At 66.1% G+C, this 23,955-nt stretch carries 18 protein-coding genes; 8 read left to right on the forward strand and 10 right to left on the reverse strand.

What is annotated here, in order from left to right:
- Positions 1-194: 194 nt before the first annotated feature.
- The gene (locus IWX77_RS04620) at positions 195-1,670 is read left to right on the forward strand and encodes an amino acid permease (protein WP_327012075.1); all 1,476 of its coding nucleotides are present in this window, start codon (positions 195-197) and stop codon (positions 1,668-1,670) included.
- A gap of 32 nt (positions 1,671-1,702) precedes the next feature.
- Here the strand turns inward: IWX77_RS04620 and IWX77_RS04625 are convergent, their stop codons facing one another.
- Positions 1,703-2,956, reverse strand: coding sequence for an MFS transporter (locus tag IWX77_RS04625; RefSeq protein WP_196843358.1), 1,254 nt, complete (start codon positions 2,954-2,956; stop codon positions 1,703-1,705).
- A 216-nt stretch (positions 2,957-3,172) separates the two neighbouring features.
- Between IWX77_RS04625 and purU the strand changes: the two genes are divergently transcribed.
- Both purU and IWX77_RS04635 read left to right on the forward strand, forming a co-directional pair.
- Positions 3,173-4,033: a formyltetrahydrofolate deformylase gene (gene purU, locus IWX77_RS04630; protein ID WP_196843359.1), complete on the forward strand. Its 861-nt coding sequence runs from the start codon at positions 3,173-3,175 to the stop codon at positions 4,031-4,033.
- A gap of 76 nt (positions 4,034-4,109) precedes the next feature.
- Positions 4,110-4,466: a YrdB family protein gene (locus tag IWX77_RS04635; RefSeq protein WP_297412810.1), complete on the forward strand. Its 357-nt coding sequence runs from the start codon at positions 4,110-4,112 to the stop codon at positions 4,464-4,466.
- 35 nt (positions 4,467-4,501) lie between these two features.
- On the opposite strand, the gene IWX77_RS04640 is transcribed toward IWX77_RS04635, so the two are convergent.
- The 7 genes from IWX77_RS04640 to IWX77_RS04670 all read right to left on the reverse strand — a co-directional run bounded on the left by IWX77_RS04640 (position 4,502) and on the right by IWX77_RS04670 (position 17,337).
- Complete coding sequence (locus IWX77_RS04640) at positions 4,502-5,209, reverse strand: alpha/beta hydrolase (RefSeq protein WP_196843360.1); 708 nt, start codon at positions 5,207-5,209, stop codon at positions 4,502-4,504.
- Between the two features lie 76 nt (positions 5,210-5,285).
- Positions 5,286-6,284 carry a ring-cleaving dioxygenase gene (locus tag IWX77_RS04645; protein WP_196843361.1) on the reverse strand — a complete coding sequence of 333 codons (999 nt, stop codon included), beginning with the start codon at positions 6,282-6,284 and terminating at the stop codon, positions 5,286-5,288.
- Between the two features lie 91 nt (positions 6,285-6,375).
- The gene (locus IWX77_RS04650; protein WP_327012065.1) at positions 6,376-7,614 is read right to left on the reverse strand and encodes an MFS transporter; all 1,239 of its coding nucleotides are present in this window, start codon (positions 7,612-7,614) and stop codon (positions 6,376-6,378) included.
- An 85-nt stretch (positions 7,615-7,699) separates the two neighbouring features.
- Positions 7,700-11,398, reverse strand: a complete 3,699-nt coding sequence (locus tag IWX77_RS04655; protein ID WP_196843362.1) for a S8 family peptidase — start codon at positions 11,396-11,398, stop codon at positions 7,700-7,702.
- Positions 11,399-11,632: 234 nt separating this feature from the next.
- Positions 11,633-15,214 (reverse strand): S8 family serine peptidase, encoded by a 3,582-nt coding sequence (locus IWX77_RS04660; RefSeq protein ID WP_327012066.1) that lies wholly within the window; start codon positions 15,212-15,214, stop codon positions 11,633-11,635.
- Between the two features lie 457 nt (positions 15,215-15,671).
- On the reverse strand, positions 15,672-15,848 hold the full coding sequence (locus tag IWX77_RS04665) for a hypothetical protein (RefSeq protein WP_196843363.1): 177 nt from the start codon (positions 15,846-15,848) through the stop codon (positions 15,672-15,674).
- Positions 15,849-16,122: 274 nt separating this feature from the next.
- Positions 16,123-17,337 (reverse strand): NADP-dependent isocitrate dehydrogenase, encoded by a 1,215-nt coding sequence (locus IWX77_RS04670; protein ID WP_196843539.1) that lies wholly within the window; start codon positions 17,335-17,337, stop codon positions 16,123-16,125.
- 159 nt (positions 17,338-17,496) lie between these two features.
- Between IWX77_RS04670 and IWX77_RS04675 the strand changes: the two genes are divergently transcribed.
- Positions 17,497-17,949 (forward strand): GNAT family N-acetyltransferase, encoded by a 453-nt coding sequence (locus tag IWX77_RS04675; protein WP_196843364.1) that lies wholly within the window; start codon positions 17,497-17,499, stop codon positions 17,947-17,949.
- 3 nt (positions 17,950-17,952) lie between these two features.
- On the forward strand, positions 17,953-18,279 hold the full coding sequence (locus IWX77_RS04680) for an MGMT family protein (protein ID WP_196843365.1): 327 nt from the start codon (positions 17,953-17,955) through the stop codon (positions 18,277-18,279).
- A 36-nt stretch (positions 18,280-18,315) separates the two neighbouring features.
- Here IWX77_RS04680 and IWX77_RS04685 read toward each other — a convergent pair whose 3' ends face one another.
- On the reverse strand, positions 18,316-19,347 hold the full coding sequence (locus tag IWX77_RS04685) for a LacI family DNA-binding transcriptional regulator (RefSeq protein ID WP_196843366.1): 1,032 nt from the start codon (positions 19,345-19,347) through the stop codon (positions 18,316-18,318).
- Between the two features lie 206 nt (positions 19,348-19,553).
- Here IWX77_RS04685 and IWX77_RS04690 point away from each other — a divergent pair, with 206 nt between their 5' ends.
- The 3 genes from IWX77_RS04690 to IWX77_RS04700 all read left to right on the forward strand — a co-directional run bounded on the left by IWX77_RS04690 (position 19,554) and on the right by IWX77_RS04700 (position 23,404).
- Positions 19,554-20,786: a sugar ABC transporter substrate-binding protein gene (locus tag IWX77_RS04690; protein WP_196843367.1), complete on the forward strand. Its 1,233-nt coding sequence runs from the start codon at positions 19,554-19,556 to the stop codon at positions 20,784-20,786.
- 96 nt (positions 20,787-20,882) lie between these two features.
- The gene (locus IWX77_RS04695; RefSeq protein ID WP_196843368.1) at positions 20,883-22,493 is read left to right on the forward strand and encodes an ABC transporter permease subunit; all 1,611 of its coding nucleotides are present in this window, start codon (positions 20,883-20,885) and stop codon (positions 22,491-22,493) included.
- Positions 22,493-23,404, forward strand: coding sequence for a sugar ABC transporter permease (locus IWX77_RS04700; RefSeq protein ID WP_196843369.1), 912 nt, complete (start codon positions 22,493-22,495; stop codon positions 23,402-23,404). The genes IWX77_RS04695 and IWX77_RS04700 overlap by 1 nt, the downstream gene beginning before the upstream one ends.
- Positions 23,405-23,576: 172 nt before the next feature.
- Here IWX77_RS04700 and IWX77_RS04705 read toward each other — a convergent pair whose 3' ends face one another.
- Positions 23,577-23,846 carry a hypothetical protein gene (locus IWX77_RS04705; protein WP_196843370.1) on the reverse strand — a complete coding sequence of 90 codons (270 nt, stop codon included), beginning with the start codon at positions 23,844-23,846 and terminating at the stop codon, positions 23,577-23,579.
- Positions 23,847-23,955 lie beyond the last annotated feature (109 nt).

The following is a 23,955-nucleotide window of genomic DNA, read 5'->3' on the forward strand; positions in this document are numbered from 1 at the left end:
CGTTTGTTCGCAACGCGCCGTTATTCGTACCTGAGAAGCTGTTCCCGAGCAAACGGCCAGCGAAATCGAGAACCGTTTTGAGCCCCACCCGCGGCCAGCAGCCCTCCCCCACGCCCGCACCGAGCAACCAGTCTCCGAAGCCGCACGGTCACCACGACCACGCGAACCCGCCAGGGGAAACTCCCTTCGAGCACATCCAAGACGCTCTGAACGCGCACGAGGACGACGCCCTGCACAAGGGACTCAAGTCCCGCCACGTGCAGATGATCGCAATCGGCGGCGCTATCGGCACCGGATTGTTCCTCGGCGCCGGCGCACGCCTCGCAAGCGCCGGTCCCGCTCTGGTTTTTGTCTATGCCATCTGCGGTTTCTTCGCCTTTCTCATTCTGCGGGCGCTCGGCGAACTGGTGCTGCACCGCCCGAGCTCCGGTTCCTTCGTGTCGTACGCCCGCGAGTTCTTCGGCGAGAAAACTGCGTTCGTGACCGGCTGGCTGTACTGGCTCAACTGGGCCATGACGGCGATCGTCGACGTGACCGCGGTCGCCCTGTACATGAACTTCTTCGCGACCTACTGGGCGCCGTTCGGCTCCGTGCCGCAGTGGCTGTATGCTCTTGCCGCGCTCGGTCTGGTCCTGTCCCTCAACCTGCTCTCGGTGCAGGTGTTCGGCGAGATGGAATTCTGGTTCGCCCTCATCAAGGTACTCGCGATCGTGGCGTTCCTGATCGTCGGTACCTGGATGGTGATTTTCGGCACGCCACTCGCCGGGGCCACGACCGGGTTTGCGCTGATCGGCGAAAACGGAGGTTGGCTGCCCAACGGGCTGATCGCATCCGTTCTGGTGGTGCAGGGCGTCGTGTTCGCGTATGCCTCCATCGAACTGGTCGGCACGACGGCCGGCGAGACGAAGAACCCTGAAAAGGTCATGCCGAAGGCGATCAACACGGTCATTATTCGCATCGCAGTGTTCTATGTCGGATCAATTCTGCTGCTCTCGCTGTTGTTGCCGTACACGGCATACAAGGCAGGCGAGAGCCCGTTCGTCACCTTCTTCGGCACGATCGGGGTCGACGGTGTCGACGTAATAATGAACCTCGTCGTGCTCACCGCGGCGTTGTCCTCGCTCAACGCGGGCTTATATTCCACCGGACGCATACTTCGGTCCATGGCGCTCGCCGGATCGGCGCCGCGCTTCGCGGGCAAGATCAGCCGCAACGGGGTTCCGTTCGGCGGCATTCTGCTGACCGGGGTCGTGACGCTGCTCGGCGTGGGACTCAACGCCATCGTGCCCGACGAGGCCTTCGAGATCGTGCTCAACATGGCCGCGATCGGCATCGTGAGCGCCTGGGGAATGATCGTCCTGTGCCAGCTGCGACTGCAGGCCTGGGCCAAACGTGGCATTCTGGTGCGCCCGGTGTTCCGCATGCCGTGGGCGCCTTACTCGGGCTACGTGACGCTCGTGTTCCTCGTCGGTGTGCTGATGCTGATGGCATTCGACTGGCCGGTCGGCACTCTCACGATCAGCTCGCTCGTGCTCATCATTCCCGGGCTGATGATCGGCTGGTACGCCTGCCGCGGCCGCATTCTCGAGATCGCGGCCGCCCGCGACGGTTTCACCGGCCACGTACCGGTCGTTGCCAACCGTCCACTCTCCGACCGCCCGCGCCGCTAGCCGCTGCGTCTGAGCGGATGCGCCGAGCGCGCTCAGGCGCGTTCGCGGCGGTGGGTCATGCGGTCGGTGACGATCACGAGAGCGAGGGCCACGACCAGCAGCCCCACATAGACGATCGGCACCATCTCCAGGCCGACGCTTTCGATCAACACCGCACCGAGCAGTGCGCCACCGCCGATCCCGGCGTTGAATGCGGTCGTGTAGAAGGCACTCGCGGTGTCGCGGATTCGCGGAGACGCGGCGTGCAGCATCCGGGTCTGTAAAAGCGGGGGAAGCATGCCGAACGCCATGCCCCACAGCACGAACGAGACGAGAGCGACGGGCAGCGTCGCCGTGAAGACCGCGAGCAGCGTCACGCTGAGGGCGCTCACGGCGAGGCCCAGAATCAGGCCGAGGCTCGGGCGCGGGCCCAGGACGGTGCCGACGAGCAGCAGTCCGACCGCGCCGGCGACGCCGTAGGCGAAGAGCAGCGGGGCGATGAGAGCGAGGTCAACACCGAGCCCATCGAGCAGGAACGGCGCAATGTAGGTGTAAAAGCTGTAGTGACCGATCATGGTGATGCCCGTGATGATGCAGATCAGCACCACCGCCGGCACGGTCGCGTCGCGCGGCTGCCGAGTCGTGGTCGCGGCAGCGGATTCCGGTGCGCCGGGTGAATACCGCGCCACCGGTGGCAGAAATTTCCAGACCAGAACCGCGCCGACGAGCATCAGAGCGGCGAGCACGACGAAGGAGAGCCGCCAGCCCAGCAGGTGGCCGCCCGCGGTGCCGAGCGGCACCCCGAAGACGAAGGCGAGCGTGCCGCCCGCGACCGTGATGGAGACGGCGCGGCCGATCTGCGCTTGTGGCACGAGGTGCCCCGCGTAGGCGCCCACAACCGCCCAGAACAGGCCGTGCGCGACGCCGCCGAGCACCCGGGCGGCGATGACGAACGCATAGGTCGGCGCGATGGCGGTGAGGATGTTGCTCACCGCGAAGAGGATGAGCACGGCAATGATGAGGCCGTGCCGCGGTAAACGGCGGGTCAACATGGCCACCGGCGCGCTCGTGAGTACGACGGTGAACGCGAACCACGAGACGAGGAGCCCGATCTGCGACTGCGCAACGTTGAGGCTGCGGCTCATTTCGGGGAGCAGACCGGTCGGCAGCATTTCGCTCGTGACCGAGAGAAAAACGGCGGCGGACAGGGTGATCAGGCCGACCCAGGGAAACGGCGGGTCGGCCCGGGCGGAGGGCACGACGGGAATCGACCCGGTGGGCAAAAGGATATTGGTGGTGTTGGTCATGACTGCATTCGCACTGGGACGTCAAGGTCGACCGGTGGGACCATTCACACCGAGGTCGAAGCCACTCGACTACGCGCCGACGTGCGCGCCCGGGGCCGACTTGTTCAGTGCGACCAACCCGTAGTCTACCCAAACCAGGTATGCCGGCACGGTGAGCGGCATGGCGGCACGGTGAGCGACCGGGGCATCCGCTCCCGCGCCGGGTATTCTGAGCCAATGACTTCCTCGACCCCGCATCACTGGGTAATCACACTCGTCTGCGCCGACCAGCCCGGAATCGTGCACGCGGTCAGTGGCGCGATCGTGCAGGCGCAGGGCAACATCTCGGAGAGCCAGCAGTTCTCGAGCGATGACACCGGGCGTTTCTTCATGCGGCTGCAGGTGCAGTCGCCGGCCACGCGGCCCGAACTGGAGGCGGCGCTCGGGCCGGTGATCGACCGCTATGCGATGGCGTCGACCATCGATGTCGTCGGTCGTCCGCTGCGCACACTCGTGCTCGCGTCCACCGCCGGACACTGCGTGAACGACCTGTTGTTTCGCCAGCGCGGCGGTCAATTGCCGGTCGAGATTCCGCTCGTGCTCAGCAATCACGGCACACTGCGCGACCTCGTGGGGTTCTACGGGGTTCCGTTCGAATCGCTGCCGATCACGGATGCTGCGAGCAAGTTCGACTTCGAGGCCCGCGTCGTCGAGGCGGTCGAGGAACTCGACATCGAACTCGTCGTGCTCGCCCGCTACATGCAGATTCTCTCGCCCGAACTGTGCGCGCGGCTCAGCGGGCGCGCGATCAACATTCACCACTCCTTCCTGCCCGGGTTCAAGGGCGCGAACCCCTATCGCCAGGCGCACGCACGCGGAGTGAAGCTCATCGGGGCGACCGCCCACTTCGTGACCGGTAATCTCGACGAGGGGCCGATCATCGAGCAGAACGTGGTGCGGGTCGATCACTCGCGTACCCCGGCGGAGCTCGTCTCGATCGGGCAGGACGAGGAGAGCCGCACGCTCACCCAGGCGGTGAAGTGGTTCGCCGAGAACCGCGTGCTGCTCGACGGGGCCCGCACGATCATCTTCAAGTAGTCCCGCGCCGTTCCTTGCCCACCCTCCGCGACCGGGCCCGGAACCCAGGGGTGACGGGCATCGCTAGGATTGACGGGTGACAGATACGCGCGACCTACCGAAAATCGGCCCCAACGACATGCTCCGGTTCGTACTCGAACTCGTCGCCTTCGTCAGCCTCGGCATCTGGGGCTTCCTGGCCTGGCCCCTGCCGTGGCCGGGCGTGCTACTCGGCCTCGCCACCCCCGCCTTCGCCATTCTGGTCTGGGCCTTGTTCCGGTCGCCCAAGGCCGTGTTCCGCCTCGACCTGTTCGGTAAAGCCTTCATCGAGATCGCCATCTTCGGCTCCGCCGCCATCGCCTGGTGGGACCTCGGTTTTCCCATCATCACCGTGATCTTTGCCATCGTCGCAACGGTCAGCGGCGTCATCTCCGGACGCAAAGAAGTGCGCTAACCGCGCGTCTTCCGGCGCGCATCCATCGAACCCGACTATGAAAAATTCCTGAGCCACGCCGCGGCGGCTGCGATATCCGTTTCGGCAATGCCGTGCCCACCGGGGCGCAGCTCCTGTTGCACCGTTGCACCGCGTTCGACGAGGGCGGTGACAAGCTTCTGCACACTCGCCAGCGGTGCCATGGGGTCTTGTCGACCGTTCAGCAGCAGCACAGTGGATGCCGCCAGTTCGGTTTGAGCGAGCCGCACATCGATCGCGTGCTCACTCCCAGCGGCAACAGCGGTAGGCGGCTCGGTACCCGAATCGGGGGCCGTCGGCACTCGGTCGAGCGGATGCATCCCGGAGAACGCGATCACCCGCGCGAGCACCTCGGGGTGCAACAACGCCGTGGCGAGGGCGATGTTGGCGCCGTTCGAGAATCCGACGGCCACCAGGTGGCGGTCACCCAAGGCGTAATGTTTCCGCGCCCAGACCAGAAACCCGGCGAGGTCGTCGGCTCGTCGAGCAACGTCGTCGGTATCGAAGACGCCCTCCGACAGTCGCCGGAACCAGCGATTCAGCCCGTTCTCCTGCACCCGCCCGCGCGGCGCCAACACGGCGGCGTTCGGGTCAAGCACGTCGGCCAGACGGCTCACCTCGTGCTCATTGCCACCGGTTCCGTGCAGCAGTACCAGCACGGGGGCGTCGGCTGCCCCCGGACGAAACAGGTGCGGCCACGGGGCGTCCGGTGCTGCGGCGCTCATGCGCCCGGTACCAGCGTGACGGCGACCAGCATCGCGGCTCTGTCTTCAAGCGCAGCACCGTCGATGATCGCGGCACTCATTGGGCGCCAGCGGCGACCGGCGCCGCAGCATCCGTTATGGCCGGGTTATTCTCAGGCGGTAGCGCGAGCGGCGCGACCGCGTTCTCGATCGCCTCGCGGCTCGGTTCAAGCCACGGCGGAAGCTTCAGCGACCTGCCCAGCTCGAGCAGCGGCTCGTCGATGTCGAATCCGGGGGTGTCGGTGGCGATTTCAAACAGCACGCCGCCCGGTTCGCGAAAGTAGATCGAGGTGAAGTATTGGCGGTCGAGAATCGCCGTCACGCCGTAGCCACGATCCACGAGTTGCTCGCGCCATTCGGCCTGGGTGGTGCGGTCTGGCACCCGGAACGCCACGTGATGCACGGTTCCACCGGCGGTGAGGCCCGGCTCGCCGGTGGGGTCGGCGAGCACGTCAACGAGGTTGCCGGCCGCGCCGTCGCCGGCGCCCACCCGAATGCGACCATCCGTTTCGGAGATGACGTGCATGCCCAGGTCGGTCGTGAGCGCCTGCACGGTCTTTGCCGGGTCGGCTACGGTGAGCACCGAGGAGTGCTGCCCCCGCACCGCGAACTCGGCGGGAACGGATGCGGAATCCCACGGATTACGCGGATCCACGGTTGACGACGCCACCAGGTCGAGCTGCAGCCCGTCGGGGTCGCGCAGTGAGAGCCGTTCTTCATTCGAGGAGCGTCCCGTCACCTCGGATTCCACTTCGAGCTTCGCGAAGTGCGCCTTCCACCAGCCGAGGCTGCCTGCCGGGACCGAGAATGCGGTCGTCGTCGACTGGCCGGAGCCGGTGCGGCCGCTGCGAATACCGGTCCACGGAAAAAAGGTGAGCAGCGAACCGGGCCGGCCGGAATCGTCGCCGTAATACAGGTGATAGGTCCCCGGGTCGTCAAAGTTGACGGTCTTCTTCACGAGTCGCAGGCCGAGCCCGGTCACGTAGAAGTCGATATTGCGCTGCGGGGCGCCCGCAATCGCGGTGACGTGGTGCAGTCCGGTGGTCTGGACGGTCATGAGGTCCTCTCCTGGCAAAAAATCGGTAGACATTCATGCAAACGCATGCACCTCGCTGGGTATTCCCGATCGGGTTGCCACCAAGCCAGGGTCAGCCGTCGACGCGACGCTCCGACGGCATCCGCACCGCGTAGGCGGCCGCGATGAGCAGGAACACGGCGCCCACGGCAAACCCGGCCGAGAACGAGAAGCTATCAACGAGCAGACCCGCGACGAGCGGACCAACGATCGCCCCGGCATCCGCACACATCGAGAACACCGACACCGGGCGGCCCCCGCGGACGCCGGCGGCGTCGCCGACGGCAGCGGCCGGCGCGGTGCCCATAAAAGCAGCAGCGACCCCGTACACGCAGAGCAGCGCGCCGAGCACCCAGATGTTCGGCACGAAGGAGATTGCCACAATCGCGAGACCCGCCAGAGCAAAAGCTCCGATGATGGCCGGTTTGCGACCGACGATGTCAACAAACCGGGCGGCCGGTGCGAGTGCGAGCGCCTGGGCCACGGCCGCAGCGGCGAGGGCGATTCCGGTCCACGAGCTCGTGCCGCCGAGCACGACGACGACGAACAGTGGAATGAGCGTCGTGCGCACCCCCAGCGAGGTCCAGCCCTGCGCAAAGTTGGCCAGGCAGGCCGCGCGAAAACGTTCGTCGCGCAGCACCTCCCGAAAGGGCGTGCGCACGGCGGATGCGTCGACCGCGGCGAGCGCGCTGCGCCGCCCCCCGGAGCGCAACAGAAACAGCCCGACCAGGCCGGCCACGGTGAGGGTGCCGGCGTAGAAGAAGAACGGGGCGGTCAGCGAGATGGTCGCGAGTAGGCTGCCGATCGCGGGGCCAGCCATGCCCCCGATGAGAAATCCGCCCTGATAGAAACCGATCGCGCGGGCCCGACGGCCAGGCTCGGCGGTGCGCAGCAGTAATGTCATCGCCGACACCGAAAACATGGCCGAGCCGATGCCGCCCGCGCCGCGCAGCAGCAACAGTTGCAGGTAGCTGTCTGCGGCGCCGACCAGCCCGCTCGAGAGCGCGACGATGCCGATGCCGACGGCCAGAACGGTGCGTTCCCCCGCCCAGTCGATGAGCCGACCGCAGGCCGGGCTGAACACAAAACGCATGAGCGCGAACGCGGAGACGACCGCCCCGACCTCGAGGTTGCCCACCCCGAAGCTCTGCACGTAGACCGGAAGCACCGGAACGACAACGCCGAACCCCACCATCACGAAGAAGGCGATGAGGCCGAGCACAATCACGTCGCGGTTCAGTCGAGGCTTCGGGCTCGCGCCGGGTACAACGGATACTCCGGGTCGCCCCCGCATCCATCCCTCCAGTCGCATCCCCCCAGCCTAGGCTGCCGGGCTGCAGTCTCCCGCGCCCCGGGTCCGGCTGCAGAAGCCCGGGCCCGGTCAGGCAGCGTGGGGGCTACCGCACGATCAGCAGGGAACGCGCCGGGCTGGTCGCGGCCGCGACCGTGTCGTTGCCGGCGTAGTGCCCGACGACCCTGTACAGGCCGCGACCGAGCTGCGGCAGGGTGACACTGCCGTGCCCCTTCGCGTCGAGCTTCACGGTGAAGCGGCGCTTGTCGACCGTGACCGTGGCGGTGTCGCCGACCGTGCCCTTGCTCGTAACGGTGACCGACACGGTGACCCGGCTGGAGGAGAAGACGGCCCGGTGATTCAGTGTCACCCTAACCTTGGCCGCGTATTTCACCACCACTCCGGCCGAGGTTGCCGAGGCGCTCGGCAACCCCACCTTTGACGCCGTCACCACCACGGTCAGCGTCGTTCCGGCGAGCGCCGCTCTCGGCGTGAAGGTCGACGCTGTCGCACCGGCAATGTCGACACCGTCGCTCTGCCACTGGTAGCCGAAGGCGAGGCCCTCGGTGTTCCACTGGCCGGGATCAGCCGTCAACACGTGCCCGATCTCGGGGGTGCCCGACACGCTCGGCGCCACCGCGTTCATCGGGGCCTCCGGCTCGTTCCCGGCGCTGGCCGCGACGGCGAGAATCGTCGAAACGGTGCTGTCGCCGTAGTCAACCACACCGAGGTGGGGCGTGTTCGGCGTGAGGCCGGCCCAGTTCAGCGTGTAGGTGATCGGAACGCCCTGCGGCCCCTGAATCGTCGCCGGTGTTGCGGTGAACCCACTGGTGGGCTCTCCCGACGCGACCGCGAACGTGTTCACGTCGAACGTGGTCGACCCCGAGAAGACGTCTACGATGATGCGGTAGAAACCGGCTTCCGGGTCGAAGATGTCGACGTGTTCATCGGCGGATCCGGTGGCGGACTGCCATCCGGCAACCGGGTCACCGCCCGGGCCGTCGAGCAGCAGCACGAACAGGTCCAGGTCGGTCGAGTCGTCCACTGCGTTCAGGTCGAACCGGTCCAGCCGGCCGCCGGCCAGCTCCACCTCGTAGCTGAACTGGTCGCCGGTCGCGCCGGAACCGGAGTGCGGGTTGGACGGGTCCGCAGGGTCAGCCTGGTGCAGCCCGGTGGCGAGGCCGCTCAGTGTGAGCGGCACCGGCTCCGACCCTCCCGGGGTAACCGTCACATCAACCGACCCGTCCACGCCGGTCCCGTCCACCTCCGTGGGGGCGACGACGGTGACCGGTCGAACAGCGATCGGGCTGTGCACCACGTCGAAGGAGTCGCCCGGGTCACCCGAACCACCGTTGCCGAAGCTCCAGTCCAACGAGCCGGTGGCATATTCGTCGAGCGGGGCAGTTGTTCGAGTGAAGGTGACCGTGTAGCTCTGCTTCTCACCGACAGCACCGAAGGTCATGGTGGCCGGGGAGACGACCGCCGTGACGCCGGGGATCTCAATCGGGATAGCGGTGTAGGTGCCCGCCCGTACGGCGGTCACCGTGCGGGTGATCGTCTCGGGTGCGGTCAGGGCTCCGATCTGAATCGACGGCAGGTTCAGGTTGCTGGCGTCGATCGGATCGACGCCGGCATCAAAACCGATGCCCTGCAGGTAGGCCAGCCAGTCGGCCGGGCCGCTCTGGTAGACCAGGCCCGGATAGCCGAAGGAGGAGGGATTGACCTGTCCGGCCCCCTGTGCAAACGGGTCAGTCACCCGGTCACCGTTGGCATCGACCGTGTCCTTGGCCGTTGTCATCATGACCGATTTGATCTCGGCCGGGGTTGCGAGCGGCCGAAAGCCCAGAATCAGCGCGGCGAGACCGGCGATGTGAGGGCTGGCCATCGAGGTGCCCGACAAGAACTCAAACGTCGGGTCGGCCCCGGCCGCATTGGCACCGTCGGCAAGAATGCTGACACCGGGAGCGGCGATATCGGGCTTGAGCAGGTCGCCGCCGTCGGCGGTCACCGGCCCACGGGAGGAGAATCCGGCCACCTGGGGCACCGGGGTCGGCTTGGCGGTGGTGTTGTCGGGCGTGAACGTGACCGTTGCAGCCTCCGTGGCCGCGTAGGCGAAGACCGGATCGAAGGCGGGGGCGTCCAAGTGGATGCTCGGCACCGAGTGTTCATCGGTGTCGACGTCGGCCGGTGTGCGGTTGACCAGCAGCATGCCGCTGCCGCCCGCCCGCAGCACCTCGGCCGATTTAGCCACCCGGTCGTAAACGCCGCGTTGGCAGAAGACGATCCCACCGGCCACCTTGGCCGGGTCGAGTGCGCCCGGTGCGCAGAGCAGTGCGTCGGCTGGGTCGAAGCCGTCCACCGATACGAGGTCGGCCCGCAGCAGGTTGCCGGAGAGCGGGGTGGCTCCCGGCGCGCGGTCGACGGTGATCGACGCACCGGCGTAGGTCGAGCCATCACCCAGGGTGGCCGTCGCCTCGTACGAGGGGATGGTGCTCGCGGCGACCGTGGTGATCCACGGTGAAGCGTTGTCGAGGGTCGACGCGGTGGGTCCGTCGTTGCCGGCAGAGGCGGCCACGAAGATCCCCGCTGCTGCCGCGCCCAGGAAGGCCTGGCCGGTGGCTGAGAACGTGGTCTGGGCCGGGCCGCCGCCGATCGAGTAGTTGATCACGTCGACGCCGTCGGAGATGGCCTGGTCGATGGCCCCCAGAATGTCGGTGTCCGCGCAGCCGTCATCGCTCGTGACCGACGGGTCGGGGCCCGACCAGCACACCTTGTAGGCGGCGATCTTGGCGGCCGGGGCCACCCCCGAAATGACGCCGAAATCGACCCCGTTTATCATGGTCGGCACGTCGACGTTACCGCCGGCGGTGCTCGCGGTGTGCGAACCGTGGCCGTCGCCGTCCCGCGGGGAGACATATTCACCCGTTGAAGCGTCGCCGATTTGGTCGGCCCCGAACCCGTTCAGAAAGTAGCGGGCCCCGATCACCTTGGTGTTGCAGTCACGCGTAGTGAACTGTTCGCCACTTTGGCAGGTGCCGGTGAAGGTGGTTCCGTCGGCCTTGTTCATGGTGATCGTGTCGCCGTCGAACCACGGCTCAGCGCCGGGCGTCGTGCCGAGCGCTGCGCCGGCGAATGAGGGGTTCTCCGGGGCGATTCCGGTGTCGAGCACGCCGATTACGACGCCCTTTCCGGACTCGCTCGACCCGCCGAGCTCGGACCACAGGCCGGTCGGCCCGCTCAGCCGCAGAAAGTCGGTCGACGACTGCACGGTCACGTGCCGGAGAGCGTCGGGTACCACCGACACCACGTTTCTCTGTGCGGCGAGTGTCGCCGCCTGCTTGCCGCTCAGCTGCGCGGCGAAACCGTTGAGGGCGAGCGTGTAGGAATACCCCACGGTGGCGTCAACGGATGCCGCCACCTCGCTCTGTACCCGCGTGAGATAGTTCCGGTAGCTCTCGGCCGAGCGGCTTTGGGCGTCGAGTTTGGCCCCGGCGCCCGGCATGGTGGCCGAGAAACCATTGACACCGCCCTGGTACAGCGCGACGGCCTCGTCGCTGAGGGTCACGATGTAGCGGCCGGCCGTGAAGTCCATGCGCTGTCCGCCGGTATGGCCGATGCTGCCGGACAGCCCCGTCGCTGCGGGGGCGGCGTTGGCCGGCACAACCCCGCCGACGAGCGTTGAAGCGCCCACCAGGGCGATGGTGACGGTGGCCGCGATTGTGGCGCGACGGCGCGGGCGGGACGTTGGCGCCGGGTTCAGCGCTGAATCCGGCGCAGACGTCGTGCGCCTGAAGAAAGAACTCACGTGGGTGTCCAATCCGATAACGGTGCGAGGTGGTCTCGTTCCACAGCAGGAACGGTTGACTGTTCCTATCGCGGGACAGTTCGCTCGTGACCGTAGCGCGCTCGCCGCCCCCCGGATAGGGGCATTCCACAGGTACCGCACGCTGGGGGGATCAGCGGGCGGGCACGCTCAAACGCGCGCCGCGGCATCCGATTCGAAGCGGATGCTGCGGCGCGCGTTTGCCGCGCGGCCCGGCTACCGCACGATCAGCGTGCCCGGCTTGCTCGTTGCCGCGGCGACGAGGTCGGTGCCGGCATAGTGCGCGGTGACCGTGTATGTGCCGCGGTCCGGGTCGGCCAGGGTGAGCGTTCCCTCGCCCAACCTGTCGAGGGCGACGTCGTAGCTCGTGTCGTCGACCAGGACCTGCACTGTTCCCAACTGCGCCGAGCGCGGTGCGTCGGTCGTCACCGACACCGCGATCTTCACGCCCGCCGAGTGCGGCTTGGCCCTCGACTCCACCTTCAGGTCAACCGTGGCGCCGTACTTCACGACGACCCCGGCCGAGGTGGCCGCGCCGGCCGGCCGGCCGTCGGCCGTAGCGGTAACGACCACGGTGAGCGTCTTGCCGCCCTGCGATCTGGTCGGCTCGTAGTCGGTCTCGGTGGCCTTCTTGATGTCGCGACCATCGGACTGCCACTGATAGCTGTACTCCAGCCCGGCGACGTTCCACTCGCCGGGGTTGGCGGTCAGCTTCTGTCCGACCACAGCGGTGCCCTCGATCGACGGCAGGACCGTGTTCACGGGCGCCTCCGGCTCGGCCGCTGCGCCGCTGGCCACGGACACGACCGTCGATACCGCGCTGTCGCCGTAGCCGACGAGACCGAGATACCCGGTGTCGGGGGTAAGGCCCGACCAGGACAGCGAGTACGTCGCCGTTACGCCCTGCTGGCCCGCGACGACCGGCGGCGCGGCCGCGAACGACCCCTCACCGGCGCCGGCGAGCACCGAGTAGGTGTTCACGTTGAACGCCGTCGTTCCGCTGTAGACCGAGTTGATCACCCGGTAGAAGCCGGCCTGCGGATCGACCAGGTCGATGAGCTCATCGGCCGAACCGGTCGCTGATTGCCAGCCGGCGACCGGGCTGCCGCCGTCACCGCTCAGGCGGTAGACGATCAGGTCGAGGTCGGCGGTCTGGTCGACCGCGTCGAGATCGAATCGGGCGAGCTGGGTGCCGTTCACAACCTCGACCTGGTAGCTGAACTCGTCGCCGGCGGTGCCTGTTCCGGTGTTCGGGCTCGACGGGTCGGCAGCGTCGGGCTGGTGCAGCCCGGCCGCGAGGCCGATCAGGTTGAGTGCCACGTCTCCGGTGGCTCCGGGGGTGATGGACACGTCGACCGAACCGTCGACCCCGGTGCCGTCCGCGGTGGCGGGGGCGATCAGGGTCACCGGCTGAATGGCGACGGGGCTGTGCACGACTGTTCCCGAGTCGCTCACCCAGTTGAGCGTGCCGGTCGAGAACGTATCGAGTGGGGCATCCGTTCTGGTGAAAGTCACCGTGTAGCTGGCCGATTCGCCCGCGGCACCAAAGCTCAGCGTGGCGGGCGACACGACCGCGTCGATACCAGGCACGGTGACCGGCTGGGCGGTGAAGGTGCCGGCCTCGGTGCTCGTGACGGTGCGAGTGATGGTTTCCGGCGCGGTCAGTGACCCGATCGCGATGGAGGCCAGGTTGAGGTTACTCGGGTCGACCGGGTCGACGCCGACGTCGTAGCCGATGCCCTGAATGTACGAGTACCAGGCCTCGGTGTCGTTGAGATAGAGCAGGCCCGGTTCGAACATCTTCGTCGGGTCGACGTGTCCGGCCCCCTGCGTGAGCGGGTCTGTGACGGTGTCGCCGTTGGCGTCGACGGTGTCATAGGCGCTCGTCATCAGAGCCGACTTGATCTCGCCCGGCGTCGCGAGGGGGCGTTCGCCGAGGTACAGGGCGGCGAGTCCGGCGATCTGCGGGCTCGACATCGACGTGCCGGAGAGGAACTGCCAGGTCGGCTCGCCACCCGCGGCGTTGGGGCCGTCAGCGAGAATGGCCACGCCGGGCGCGGTCACGTCGGGCTTGAGAATGTCGCTGCCGTCGGCGAGCACCGGTCCGCGCGAGGAGAACCCGGCCACCTGCGGTGTCGGCGGCGTGTAGCTGGTCGTGTTGCCATCGGTGAAGACAACGGATGCCCCGGCGCTGCCCGCGTAGGCAAACGTCGCGTCCCAATAGGGGGCGTCGAGGTGAATGGTGGGCACCGTGTGCTCGTCGGTGTCGACCGAGCCGGGAACACGGTTCACCAGGAGCATGCCGATGCCGCCGGCACGCAGCACCTCGGCCGATTTCGCCACCCGGTCGTAGACACCACGTTCACAGAACACGATGGTTCCACGGGCGAGGTCGGCGTCGAGTGAACCCGGGCCGCAGAGCAGGGCGTCGGCCGAGTCGTGGCCGGCGACGGCCACGAGGTCACCGCGTACGAGCGTTCCAGCCAGCGGCGTGGCGCCCGGGGCACGGTCGACCGAGATCGATCCGCCCGCGTGAGCTGTACCGTCGCCGAAGGTGGCGGTCGCCTCATAGCCGGGGATCGTGCTCGCGGCGACCGTGGTGATCCACGGGGCGGCGTTGTCGAGCGTGGACGCACCGGGTCCGGCGTTACCGGCCGAGGCGGCTACGAAGATGCCCGCTGCGGCAGCGCCGAGGAAGGCCTGGTCGGTCGGCGAGACCGTGGTGTCGGCCGCTCCGCCGCCGATCGAATAGTTCAGCACGTCGACGTTGTCGGCAACGGCCTGGTTGATGCCGGCCAGCAGGTCGGAGGTAGCGCAGCCGTCATCGGTCGACAACGTGGGATCGGGTCCGGACCAGCACACCTTGTAGGCGGCGAGTTTCGCCGCCGGGGCCACGCCCGAGATGAGGCCGTAGTCGAGGCCGCTGATGGTCGCGGTGACGTCATGATTGCCGCCCGCGGTACTCGCGGTGTGCGATCCGTGGCCGTCGCCGTCGCGCGGCGAGAGGTATTCGCCGGTAGACGGACCACCGATGCGGTCGGCGCCGAAGCCGGTCACGAAGTAGCGCGCGCCGACAACCTTGGTGCTGCAGTCGCTCGTGGCAAACTGCACGCCCGTGACGCACTGGCCGGTGAAGGTGGTGCCGTCGCTCTTGTTCATGGTGATCGTGTCACCGTCGATGTAGGGAGCGGCGCCGGGCGTGCTGCCGAGCGCTTGGCCGGCGAAGGAGGGGTTCTCCGGTGCAAGCCCGGTGTCGAGCACGCCGATGACGACGCCCTCGCCCGCGGTTTCGGCACCGCCGGTGTTCGCCCAGACGCCGTCATCGCCGGAGAGTCCGAGAAAATCAGTGGACGAGGTGGCCGTCACGTGCTTGAGGTCGTCGGGCGTGATGGCCACGACGTCTTTCTCGGCCGAGAGCGCTGCGGCCTGCGTTGCGGTCAGTTCGGCGGCGAACCCGTTGAGGGCGAGCGTGTAGGAGTAGTCGATCGTGGCATCAACGGATGCCGCCACCTTCTTCTGCTTACCACCCAAGTAGTCGGAGTAGCTCGACGAGGCGCGACTTCGCGGATCGAGGCGGGCGCCGGCGTCCGGGGTGGTCGGCGCAAAGCCGTCCACCCCGCCGGTGTAGGTGGCGACAGCGTCGTCGGCCAGGGTCACGATGTAGCGACCGTCGGTGAAGTTGGTGACCGGCTGGCCAATGCCGGCGCCGATCGTGCCGCCGAGTCCGGGGGCCATCGGTGCGGCTACGGCGCCGCTCGCACCGACGAGGACGCCGGCGACGACGAGGGTTGTGGTCATGAACAGTGCCATCACGCTCCGCACCTGGTGCGGGGCGACGTGCGGGCTTTCGGGCGGGAGCGTGGTTCGCCTGAAGTGTGATTTCACGTGTGTGTCCGTTCGATCGGAGTGCGCCGGCCGCTCTGCCCCAGTTCGAGGTACAGCGTGATCGTGAACGTATCGCATTGGCCATACCCCCGTACAGTGTGCAGATTGCTCGGTAACACGATCGTTACCTTGACGTGTGCACAATTCAGGCCGTGAAATGCCTCTGATTCAGAACGGTCTGTCTACTACTGGGTGTACCGTTCTGTCCGCTTTTTCGGGACCGCTCGCGGCAACCGAAAGCCCGCGCGCCGCGGCGCCATCCCGCCGACTGCCAATCGAGCGCAGCGCGTTCAGAATGGTCACGAGGTCGACGGCCTCCTGACCGATCGCTCCCGCGCTCGTGCGCGGCCGCAATAGCGGATGCCGCCAGCTACGTGACTCGAATACTGCTCGGCCGACGCCGCCACGGTCCAGAGCTCGTCGGTGGTGCAGCCCGCTTCGGGCGCACCTCGGTGATCGCTGGCGTGCCCCAGGTGAGCGTTCCGGTCTTGTCAAAAACAACCGTCTTGGCGCGGGAGAGCGCTTCGAGCACCTCGGTGGCGGGCACGTCGGTGGCCTCACCCGAGTCAGGGTCGAGCCGGTGGGCGATCTGGCGGGGTAGCGGCCAGGGGGTAGCGGCCAGGGGGTAGCGGCCAGGGGGTAGCGGCGCACAAGCGCGAGAAGGCGGGGTATGCCTGCATTCTCTACCGCGCCGGTGCCGTGCGCCACCGAGAACAGCTGCGCCTGCACCCAGAACGCCAGAGTCCCCCGACCGATACGGTCGGGGGACTCTGGCTACTTGGGTAAATCAGCTGCGTGGGTGAAGCAGACGCTGTTGCCGGCTACGCCAGACGGGTCTGCAGGTTCTCGGCGAGCGAGGCGAGGAACTCCTCGGTGGTCTGATAGCCCTGGTCCGGGCCGACCAGGAGCGCAAGGTCCTTGGTCATCTTGCCGCTTTCGACGGTCTTGATAACCACGTCTTCGAGGGTCAACGCGAACTCGGCCAGGGCCGGGTTGTTGTCGAGCTTCGCGCGGTGCGACAGACCCCGGGTCCAGGCGTAGATCGATGCGATCGGGTTGGTCGAGGTGGGCTTGCCCAGCTGGTGCTGGCGGTAGTGGCGGGTCACGGTGCCGTGGGCGGCCTCCGCCTCGACGATCTTGCCATCGGGGGTGGAGAGCACGCTGGTCATGAGGCCGAGCGAGCCGAAGCCCTGGGCGACGGTGTCGGACTGAACGTCGCCGTCGTAGTTCTTGCAGGCCCAGAGATAGCCACCTTCCCATTTCATGGCCGAAGCGACCATGTCGTCGATCAGACGGTGCTCGTAGGTGAGCCCGGCCGCTTCGTAGGCGGTCTTGAACTCGGCGTCAAAGATGTCCTGGAAGATGTCCTTGAAGCGACCGTCATAGGCCTTGAGGATGGTGTTCTTGGTCGACAGGAAGACCGGCACGTTGCGCTCGAGGCCGTAGGCCAGGGTGGCACGAGCGAAGTCGGTGATCGACGAGTCGAGGTTGTACATGCCCATGGCGACGCCGTCGCCGGGAGCCTCGAACACCTCGAACGTCGACGGCTCGCTGCCGTCCTGCGGGGTGAAGGTCATGCTGAGCGTGCCCTTGCCCTTGAACCGAAAGTTGGTGGCCTTGTACTGGTCGCCGTAGGCGTGACGGCTGATGATGATCGGCTTGTTCCAACCCGGCACGAGGCGCGGAATGTTGGAGATGACGATCGGTTCGCGAAAAATGGTGCCGCCGAGTATGTTTCGGATGGTGCCGTTCGGCGAGAGCCACATCTTCTTGAGGCCGAACTCTTCCACCCTCGCTTCGTCGGGCGTGATCGTCGCGCATTTCACGCCGACGCCGTGCTTCTGAATGGCGCGGGCGGCGTCGATCGTGATCTGGTCGTTGGTTTCGTCGCGCTTTTGAATCGAGAGGTCGTAGTACTCGAGGTCAACGTCGAGGTACGGGTGAATGAGCGTTTCCTTGATGGCGTGCCAGATGATACGGGTCATCTCGTCGCCATCGAGCTCGACAACTGTTCCCTCAACCTTGATCTTCGACAAAAAATTCTCCTCGTTACTCTTTGTGGCCGTCACGACCATCGACAAGCCTACTAGAGGCCCGCAACTATCTTGACATCGAGATAAATGTTGCAGGTGAATTGCCGGGGTCGAACGGTCACTCGACTACCGACCGCCCCGGGCGCACGTTAGCCTGATCACATGGGTGATCTGAAGCTGGAAGAATTATCTGCTCGAAACATCGTCGCGGCCAACACTTTGAGCCTGAAACCGGGCCAGGAACAATTCATTGCGCCGGTCTCGTATTCGGTTGCAGCCTCGGTGATCAACCCGGCAACCTCGTGGCAGCGCGTGGTACTTCTCGATGGTGTCGTCGCGGGATTCATCCACGGTAACTTCGATCCCAACTCTGAGCACGAAGAGTTTCGCGCCTGCATCTGGCGCATCAACGTGGACGCGGATGCCCAAGGGCAGGGCGTCGGCAAGTTCGCTGCTGAAGCGCTCGCCGCCGAAGCTCGCGAACGTGGTTTCGACCGGGTCAACGTCATTTGGGAACCCGGTACCGACGGGCCGGAAGCCTTCTTCCACCGCATGGGCTTCGTGGATGTCGGCGAAACCCAGTACGGCGAAGTCATCGGCGCCCTGCAGCTCTAGTCGGTGCGACTGGCGCCCGACAGCCCGTTCGTCGAACACGTCCTGGCGATCGTCGAATCGATCCCGCGCGGCCGGGTTATGACCTATGGCGACGTCGCCGCAGTGCTGGGTTCCCGGGCCGCTCGGGTGGTCGGCCAGGTCATGTCACACTACGGTGCTGACATGCCGTGGTGGCGCGTTGTCCGTTCGGGCGGGCATCCGCCGTTCCAGCACGAAGCCCGCGCCCTCACGCACTATCTCACCGAGGGCACACCCCTGCTCCGGCGATCGCCAGCGGATGCGCACTACCGCGTCGACTACGCCGCCGCCCGTTGGTCACCCCCGGCTTAGCGGATATGTCGGTCGAGCGACCAAACGGTGGTCGAGCTAGGACGGCGGGCGGGCTGTGCTGTCCCGCACGATCAGCTCGAACGGCATGCTCGTGTTCAGGGCTCCCGTGCCGGCATCCGCCACGCCGGCCGAGCCGGCCTGCAGCTCATTCATGAGAATCTCTACCGCCTTCTCGCCCTGCGCTTCGGGAAACTGGGCGACCGTGCTGAGCCCAAAGAATCCGGCTTGCTCGTGGTCGTCGACGCCGATCACCGACACGTCCCGCGGAACAACCAGGCCGAGGTCGCGGGCAGCCAGAATGCAGCCGATCGCCATCTCGTCTGAGGCCGCGAAGATCGCCGTGGGTCGCTCATGGGGGCTGCCCAGCAGTTGCTTCGCGGCCTGATAACCGCCCCGCATCGTGAAGTCGGCGGGTTTATAGAGTTCTGGGGACACCTCAATGCCCGCCCCGGCCAAAGCGGCCTGGTAACCGAAGCGCCGGTTTGTCGGCAGGTTGAAGTCGAGGTCGAACGCCTTGTCACCGCCGATGTGCGCGATTCGGGTGTGACCGAGCGTGATCAGATGCTCGGTGGCCAGTCGGGCAACGGCGATGTCGTCGACGGTCAGCGTAGGCACTCCCAAGAGCGGCCCCCCCACACCGACGAGAGGCTTGCCGAGCGCGTGCAACCGAGTCACCTCGTTTTCGGTCAGCTCGAGTGAGACGGCGATGACGGCATCCACTCGCTGGCGCAGCAGAAAATGTTCGAAGACGCTGCGCCTGGCCTCGGTGCCACCGGTGAGGTTGTACAGGGTGAGGTCGTAGCCGTTGCGCTGCAGCGCGCTCTGCGCACCCTCCACGACGCTCGCGAAGAACCATCGGTTCAGAAACGGAACGACGACACCGATGTTTTTCATGCGGCCCGAGGCGAGGCTCGAGGCGTTCGACGACGGTACGTAGCCGAGCTCTCGGGCCGCCGATTCGACCCTGATACGGGTGGCCGCCAGCACCGGCCCGTTGCCGCTGAGCGCTCGCGACACCGTCGCGGTGGAGACTCCGGCGTGCCGGGCGACGTCAGAGATGCCGACCATGAAGCTCCTTCGCGCGTGGCTCGTGCTGTTTTATTGAGCCTAGCGCGCCCTGCCCATGCTGCAAGCGTTTCCATAAACAGTGCGATTGGAGGATTCCTTAATGAATTTGTGACTATCTAAACCGCCAATAGCCGCGAAGTCATGGCAGGATCAATCTGTAATCGCTTGCATCGAGGCGAGCGTGAAATCTGAAAGGCACACCACCAATGACGGTGAACAAGAAAAGCCTGCTCCTGGCCGGCGCTCTAGCGGTCGTCGCTTCCCTCACTCTGGCCGGTTGCACCTCGGGGGCCGCAACCGACTCCGGTGGTGACACCGCCGCCAACACCCTGACGATCTGGCTCGACGCTGAGCGGGTCGACGCCCTCAAAGACTCGGTCGCGGCATACTCCGAGAAGACCGGCGTCAAGGTCAAACTCGTCTCGAAAGACAACGCAACCCTCAAGGATGACTTCATCCAGCAGGTACCGACCGGCAAGGGGCCGGACATCACAATGGGCGCGCACGACTGGCTCGGTGAACTCGTCACCAACGGTGTCGTGTCGCCGATCGAACTCGGCGACAAAGCCGGCGACTTTCTTGATGTCGCGATCTCGGCATCCACGTATGACGGCCAGGTCTATGAGCTGCCCTACGCGGTCGAAAACCTCGCACTGCTGCGAAACGCCGATCTCGTTCCCGAGGCCGCAAGCAACTTCGACGACATGATCGCCAAGGGCACCGCTGCCGGCGCGAAGTACCCCTTCCTGGTCGAACAGGGCGTAGACGGCAACCCGTTCCACCTCTACCCGTTCCAGACCGCCTTCGACGCCCCGGTCTTCGGCACCGATGCCGCCGGCGGCTACGACGCCACCAAGCTCGAGCTCGGCAATGCCGGCGGCGAGGCCTTTGCCACCTGGCTCGGTAGCCAGGGCAAGAACGGCACCGGCGTGTTCAACACCGAAATCACCGGTGACATTGCCAAGGCCGCCTTCACCTCCGGTGAAGCCGCCTTCTGGCTCACCGGACCCTGGAACGTCGGCGCCGCCGTTGACGCCGGCATCAACCTCGCCGTCGACCCGATCGCTTCTCCCGGCGCCAGCGCGGCCCAGCCGTTCGCCGGCGTCAAGGGATTCTTCGTCAGCGAGCAGAGCAAGAACAAGGTGGCCGCCAATGACTTCCTGGTGAACTACATGGCGACCGAAAAGGTACAGACCGCCCTGTTCGAGTCCGGCCAGATTCTGCCGGCGCTCAAGGCCTCCGCCAAGGCCGCCTCGGCCGACCCCGTCATCGCCGGATTCGCCACCGTCGGCGCCGACGCCGTGCCGATGCCGGCCATCCCGGCCATGGGCCAGGTCTGGGAGTTCTGGGGCATCGCCCAGGCCGCCGTCATCAACGGTGCCGACCCGACGACGACCTGGCAGAAGCTCACCGCTGACGTGCAGGGCGCCATCGGCTAACGGCTCCCGCACGTCTGCACGACGGCCGTGGTCCGGATGCTTTGGCATCCGGCCACGGCCGTGATACGACCCTTGGACCACGAAGAGAGCCAGGCCATGCGCACCACCGACAACGACGTCAGCACCACAAAGCCCACGAAACGCCAGCATCAGGCGGCGATGATTGCCGAGCGTGCCTCGGGCGGTCTCCGGGCAATCCTGATCAAGATTGCACTGCTCGGTATCGTCGACGCCGTCGCCGTCTACGCCATCTTCATGTTGTTCATCAAGGAACAGTGGATCATTCTGGTGCTCGTCGCCGCGGTCACGCTGCTCGTGAACTGGATCTACTTCACCCCGGGCAAGCTTCCGGCCAAGTACCTCGCGCCCGGCGTGCTCTTTCTCATCGTCTTTCAGATCTTCGTGATCGGCTACACCGCCTACATCGGCTTCACCAACTACAGCACCGGCCACAACAGTGACAAGGCGCAGGCGGTGTCCGCACTGATGAGCTCGGCCCAGGACCGCGTACCCGACTCGCCGACCTACGCGGTGACCGTGCTCGATCAACTCGGCACACTCAATTTCTTGGTCACCGATCCTGATGGCACAATCAGTGTCGGTAACAGCGACAACCCGTTGGCCCCGGTCACGGGTGCCACGATCGAGGCGGGCGAAGCCGTCGCCCTCACCGGCTACACCACCCTGAGCTTCCAGGACATCCTCGCTCGCACCGGCGAGATCACGGCGCTGGCCGTACCCTTATCCGCCGATCCCAACGACGGTGCCCTGCGCACCCCCGACGGCAGTAGCGCCTACGTCTACCTCTCATCGCTCGTCTACGACGAGCGGGCCGACACCATGACGGATGCCGACACCGGTGCGGTCTACACCGACACCGGGGAGGGTGCTTTCGTCTCCGACTCCGGCGAGGAGATGCTCCCGGGTTGGCGCATCAACGTTGGATTTGACAACTTCGCTCGCGCCTTCACTGAGGAAGGCATCCGCACCCCACTGATCAACGTGACGGTGTGGACCATCGTCTTCGCGGCCCTCTCCGTTGCCTCCACCTTCTTTCTGGGGCTGTTCCTCGCCATCGTCTTCAACGACATGCGCATGAAAGGCCGTAAGTTCTACCGCGTCGCCATGATTCTGCCCTACGCCTTTCCGGCATTTCTCTCGGCACTGGTCTGGGCTGGCATGCTCAGCGAAAGCTTCGGCTTCGTCAACCAGGTGCTGCTCGGCGGTGCCCAGATACCCTGGCTCACCAACGAGTGGCTGGCCAAGTTCAGCATCCTCCTCGTGAACCTCTGGCTCGGCTTTCCCTATATGTTCCTGGTCTGTACGGGGGCGCTGCAGTCGATCCCGAAGGAGCTGGAGGAGGCCGCGACCGTTGATGGCGCGCGGCCCTGGGCGGTGTTCCGGCTGATCAAGCTGCCGCTGCTGCTCGTGTCGGTCGCTCCCCTGCTGATCGCTTCGTTCGCGTTCAACTTTAACAACTTCAACCTGATCTACATGCTCACCGGCGGTGGCCCGCGTGACGCCGCGGCCGACGTCAACGTTGGCGCGACCGACATTCTGATCTCGATGGTCTACAAGGTGGCGTTCACCGGACAGGCCCGTGACTACGGGCTCGCGAGTGCGTTTTCGATCATCATCTTCATTCTGGTGGCGATCATTTCGATCGTCAGCTTTCGAAAAACCAAGGCGCTCGAGGAGCTGAACTGATGGCATCCGCCACTCTCAAAAGTGCTGACCGTAAGGTCAGCTCCGCACAGCGCCCGGTCACGGTGAAGCGTTGGTTCACGGCAACCGGATGGCGCCACGCCGTGGGCCTGGTCATGGTCGTGTTCTCGGGTTTCCCGCTGCTCTACGTGCTTTCGGCGTCGCTCAACCCGCGCGGCACATTGACCGGCTCGAACGCCCTGTTCCGGGAGGTCGGATTCGACGCCTACGCACGCATTCTGACGAACCCGGAGATACCGTTCGGCACCTGGTTCGCCAACACGCTCATGATCGCCGGAATCACGTCGATCTGCACGGTCTTTCTCGGCGCCCTCGCGGCGTATTCCTTTTCGCGAATGCGATTCACCGGCCGGCGCACCGGGCTACTGGTGCTGGTGCTCGTGCAGATGTTTCCGCAGCTACTTGCCGTCGTCGCGATCTTTTTGGTGATGAGCACGATCGGTGACCTGTTTCCGGCAATCGGCCTGAACACCCAGATCGGGCTGATCATGGTCTACCTGGGCGGAGCGCTCGGGGTGAACACGTACCTCATGTACGGGTTCTTCAACACCATCCCGGCGTCCATCGACGAGGCGGCGAAGATTGACGGTGCGAGCCACGCGCGCATCTTCTTCACGATCATCCTGCGCCTGGTTGCTCCGATTCTCGCCGTCGTCGCGCTGCTGTCATTCATTGCCACGACGAATGACTTCGTGGTGGCGAGCGTGTTGCTCGTCGACCCCGAGAAGCAGACCCTCGCCGTGGGCCTGTACCGGCTCGTCTCCAACCCGAACTACGCCGACTGGAGTGCGTTCTCGGCTGGTGCCGTGCTCGCGGCACTCCCGGTCATGGCCCTGTTCCTCTACCTGCAGAAGTACATCGTCGGCGGCCTCACCGCCGGCTCAGAAAAGTAGCCGGCTCAGAAATTCAGCAGGCTCAGAAATTCAGCAGGCTCAGAGACGCAGCAGGCTCAGCGGCGAGACGCCGTCGGCGGCTCCGACGTTACCTATTCCTCTGTTGCCCCGCCACGGGGAGGCCCCGGTCGACAGCCGCGTACGAGCACCGTGAGCAGCACGAGGCCGATGGCTACGACGCCGACGAGCACACCCGCAGAACGAGGATGCCACCAGACACGAGAAGTTCCACGGCAACCGGTCCGAGCAGATCGGTGTGCACGCCCGCTTCGGGCTTCCGGATAATCTCCTGAGTGCCGGCGCCGACCAGTCCCGGCATCGTGCCCGAAAATGACCATGATGATCGGTCCCGGCTGCGCCCCGGACCGCGCACGCGGTGGTGAGCGGGGAGGAGTGCTGCGGAAGGGGTCGAGCCGGGCGGGGTCTGTTGGAGAGGCGTCATACTGCTCATCGTCTGGCAGCCTTTCTGATGCCCGAATGCCGAAGGACGAAAAGTCCGGCTGCAGCATCCCGCGCCTCCCCGCATCGCACCAGTGACCAAAGTCCCGCTG

The organism is Cryobacterium sp. CAN_C2, assembly GCF_015751745.1.
Lineage (GTDB): Bacteria > Actinomycetota > Actinomycetes > Actinomycetales > Microbacteriaceae > Cryobacterium.